The sequence below is a fragment of the Lyngbya sp. CCY1209 genome (assembly GCF_055795065.1).
In genome coordinates, this window is the sequence record NZ_JAYFER010000068.1 from 1 (window position 1) to 4,270 (window position 4,270).

General features: G+C 53.2%; 2 protein-coding genes. Both read right to left on the reverse strand.

The genetic code is table 11. The annotated features are described in order from the left end of the window. Positions 1-227: 227 nt before the first annotated feature. Positions 228-1,112 (reverse strand): DUF6492 family protein, encoded by an 885-nt coding sequence (locus AC0QHF_RS00350; protein ID WP_324702204.1) that lies wholly within the window; start codon positions 1,110-1,112, stop codon positions 228-230. Between the two features lie 689 nt (positions 1,113-1,801). After that, entirely contained in the window at positions 1,802-3,658 is a 1,857-nt protein-coding gene (locus AC0QHF_RS00355) for a pentapeptide repeat-containing protein (RefSeq protein ID WP_324702205.1), read from the reverse strand. Positions 3,659-4,270: the final 612 nt, after the last annotated feature.

Consider the following 4,270-nt stretch of genomic DNA (forward strand, 5'->3'; position numbering starts at 1 on the left):
GGGGCGAGATACAGCGCTGGGTGCCGGGAAAAAGCCCCCAGAATTGGGGGTTTGGGGGCGAGATACAGCGCTGGGTGATCCGATCCAGTTATTTACCAGACAGACTCTCTTAATCAGGTGTAGGGAGGGAGGGAGCAAGGGTCAAGGTAAATTTTCCCGAGGGTCAAAGAGAGCCATTGTAGGGGCAAGAAAACAAATCGTCCCTACTCCTTTCACCCAGGCATAGTTTAGAAGAATGACTTCACCAGGTGCTTGTAGGTATCGATCGAGAATTCTGCCTTGGACTGAATGTTCACGGCATAGCATTGGTCGGGGATCTTCTGAAGAAATTCTTGCATCTCTTCAGTTCCGATCGCTGTGGGGTTCCACCAGCTATAGGACAGCGGTTTATCCGTCGCCCAATGCCCACATTTATCCGGACCGGTATACTCTAAATAAGTCCCGTAAACCACCGGCTCACAAAAGTTCCAGTTGCGGGCAATCACAACCATCCAGTCCTGTTCGCAGGTCTTCTCAATCTGAGTCCGCATTTGCTGCAATATATCGGGCTTCCAGCAGGTAAACGGAGAAATAAAGTCCGGTCCGGGCAATTCTCGCTCTGGCAACCCCAAAATTGAATTGGCGGTTTTGAACCACTCAATATGCATCGGTAACTCTTCAGCAAAAATCACGTTGGGTTTCAGATAAAGCGGAACTTTTCCATCCTGCATGATATCTGAAAGCGCGAAATCCCGGCAAACAAATACATCCGAGTCAACGATAATAACTGTGCTTTGCTTCAATTGTACACAGACCTGCAACTTCGCCATTTGTTGGGCAATCCAACCCCGAATGGGGCGGGATTTCCAGCTCAATCGAAAGTAGCGGTTCTTGCGAGGAACTTTGAAGCGAAATCGGCTGACCCAGGATGGCAATACATCTTCTTTCGTCAGTACAGTTGTATGGGAACTGTCGAGTACCTTGAACAAGGAATAGTCGGCAGCATCCACCACAATGTAGTGGTGGTAGTCATCTTTCACGAACCTCGCCAAGCTTTCGTTGAGCAATCGACATTGTTCAAAATCGCCAAAAAAGCTGGGCGTCAAAAACGCCAAATTACCGCTTTCCTCCATTTTTCATTCCTCCTTATAAAAGTTTTCAAACTTAATATTTTTGAATCCTATCCAGTCCGCTCGATCGCCCCAAAGCAACCCTGCACCGTCAATCCGGTCAAACCCCAGTACACTGAGATTCGGACTGGACTGACATCGTCGGTGTCCTTCGGGACTTGATATCAACTCGAAGCCTCAATAATCGACTCGGGCGACTCCGCCATTTTATAACACCGGATGCTCAATTATATGAGCGACCCGATCGCTTTTAAAATATCTTTAAGATCGGGTCAAAATTCTTAACTTATTGACCGCCGATACCCGAGATAGCCGTCGTGTCACCACGTTCCTCTATTTCACGTTTCCATTCAATCTCGAAAGAAAACCGCCCGCAAAAACGCTGAAACCTCCTCTGAGAGAGAGTGTGATGGGTTGACGAAAGGTGGGGCCGGGAATCCGAACCGCAAGGAGCCTTGAGAATGTCGCGCCGTCATTTCTGACTTCGGCAAGGGTTCGGGGGCGCGACTATTTGCCAATAGTTCCCGATTGCTATATCAATGAGCTGGAAAGAACGGTCGGCCTGTCCTATCGTAACTGCCGATACTTTTTCGATCCCATTCATGAGAGAGCGATCGCCCCAGACTTCCAATGTCCGGGCGATCGCAACCTCGATCTCAAGATGACCGATCTATCAATCGATCCGGGGATTTTTACAGCAAGAAATCATCCTCGGCAATGGTGATAGCCGAGCCGCCCGCACCGTTCAAAACGGCGACGGTTTCGGTGTAGTCGGGCAATCCCTCCACAGAACCGTCATTCAATACGGCGATCGTCACCTGGGACGTACCGTTACCCGTGATCATCAATTCATTGAGATCGACAACACCGGTGGCAAACTCATATTCGAGCAAGTCAGTCCCATCCAAGAAATCCGTGATGATGTCCCCAGACGGTTCGATGGGAGCGGGGGCCGGCGGGAATGAAGGCTCCACCGGTTCGACTAAAAAGCCCGTGGCTTCCAACCGGAACAGGTCGGCATCCGCACCGCCGGTGAGCGTGTCGGCGGCGGTTTCGCTTCCTCCCGTCGCGCCGCCGAAGAGGATGTCGAACCCGACGCCGCCGGAAATCACATCCGCCCCGAAGTTGCCGTCGAGAAGGTCATTTCCGTCCCCGCCGTCGATGGTATCGTTGCCGGACAAGCTTTCGGCGACGCCCAAATCTCCGTAGATAGTATCCGCATCGGCGCCACCCAAGAGGCTGTCGGCCCCTCCGGCACCGTTGATGGTATCGTTCCCGGCGCCGCCGTCGATGGTGTCGCTGCCATCGCCGCCGGTGAGAGAGTCGTTGCCAGATGTGGAAGTCGCCCCGCCACCGCCGGAACCTCCGCTCAGGCCGATAACATCCGTCAGGATTGCACCGTTCAAATTCGCCCCCTCCAAATCCGCCCCGGTCAGGTCGGCTTTGGTGAGGTTGGCGTTGCTCAAATCCGCCCCGAGGGTATCGGCGGCGTCGGGTCCGTCGCCGAAGTCGGCGTTGGTGAGGATGGCGACTTCCAGGTTGGCGCCGCTGAGGTTGGCATCCTGGAAATTGCTGCCGACCGCAACCACTTCTTTCAGGTTGGCACCCACCAAGCTGGCCCCGGTCAGGTTGACGCCGGACAGGTCGGTTTTCTCGGCGAAGGCGTTATCTAAAATGACGCCGTCGAGTTGGGCACCGGTGAGAATCGCGCCCACCAGATTCGCGCCGTCGAGTTGGGCACCGCTCAAGTCGGCACCGCTGAGGTCGGCTCCGTTGAGATTCGCGCCGCTGAGGTCGGCTCCGGTGAAGTTGGCGTTGCTCAGGTCTGCACCTTCGAGGAAAATACCCTCTGCGAATACGCCCGCGAAATTGGCATTTCCGAGGAAAGTGTCGGCAAACGACGCGCCGGCCAGTTGGGCGTTGGTGAAGACGGCTCCCCCCAGGTTGAGGTCTTCCGCGCTGAAGTTGGTCAGATTGGCCCCGACGAAGCTGGCATTGGTGTTGATGTCGGCGGTCGCGGGATCGACATCCGTCACGTTGACCCCCGCCAAGTTGGCGCCGTCGAAGATGGCATTACTCAGGGTGATATCGGTGAGGCTGGCTCCCGCGAAATTGGCGCCGGTGAAATTGGTGCCGACCATGAGAGTTCCTTCGAGAGATACCAGTTGCAGGTTGGCATTCGTGAAGTTGGTATTTGTTAAATCCGCGGCTTTCAGGTTGGCTTCGAGCAGGTCGGCTCCCGTGAAGTTGGCTCCGCTCAGGTCGGGGCGGTTGGACTGTTCTCCGGAGATTTCAGCTTTGAATAAGTTGGCATCCTGCAATAAAGCATTGGACAGGTTGATGCCGTTGGTGCTGATCTCGGATAAATTGACTTCCCGCAGGTTGGCGCCGCTGAGGTTGACATTTTCTAATGTCGCTTTGAAGAGGCTGGTGGTGGGGAAGTTGGCGCTGGGGCGGAAGTTGGCGCCGCTGGCGTTGACATTCAACCAGTTGGTTTCTTCAAAGTTCGTCCCCCGCAGGCGGGTGCCGACGAAGGAAACGTCGGTCAAAGTCGCTTTGAAGAAGGTCGAAAGTATCTATCAGGTGGCGGTTGTAGGAAAAATTATATTTCGTGATTTATTGAAAATAGACTAAGTGTTGGCCTTCGGAAGTCCATAGAATTGGAGGCTTAATATCAAAAACTGATGTAATTCGGGTTAAAAGAAAATAAAAGCTCTCCAAACTTTACAAAACCCCATTGTTTGTGAAGCTCCAATCGGATAAGATGAAAATTTTTACGATCGCGGGGTCATGGGTGCGGAGCGGGGGGAAAACTTCACCCAATCTTTACATCGAAACCCGCCAAACTTTACAAAACCCCATTGTTTGTGAAGCTCCAATCGGATATGATGATAAATTTTGCGATCGCGACATTTTGGGTGAGGAGTATTACCCCTCAAACGGTCATGAAACAGCCCCGGGGAATTATTGTTCCCCGGGGCTGTTTATATACAGCACTTTGCGCGATAATGAGGCACAGCCGGAAAAGATCCCCCCTAACCCCCCTTGGAAAGGGGGGAATCAGAAAGTCCCCGTTGAAGTTTCTAGCGTTGCCTCCTCTGGCTCCCCCCAATTCTCCCCCCAATTCTCCCCCCAATTCTCCCCCCAATTCTCCCCCCAAT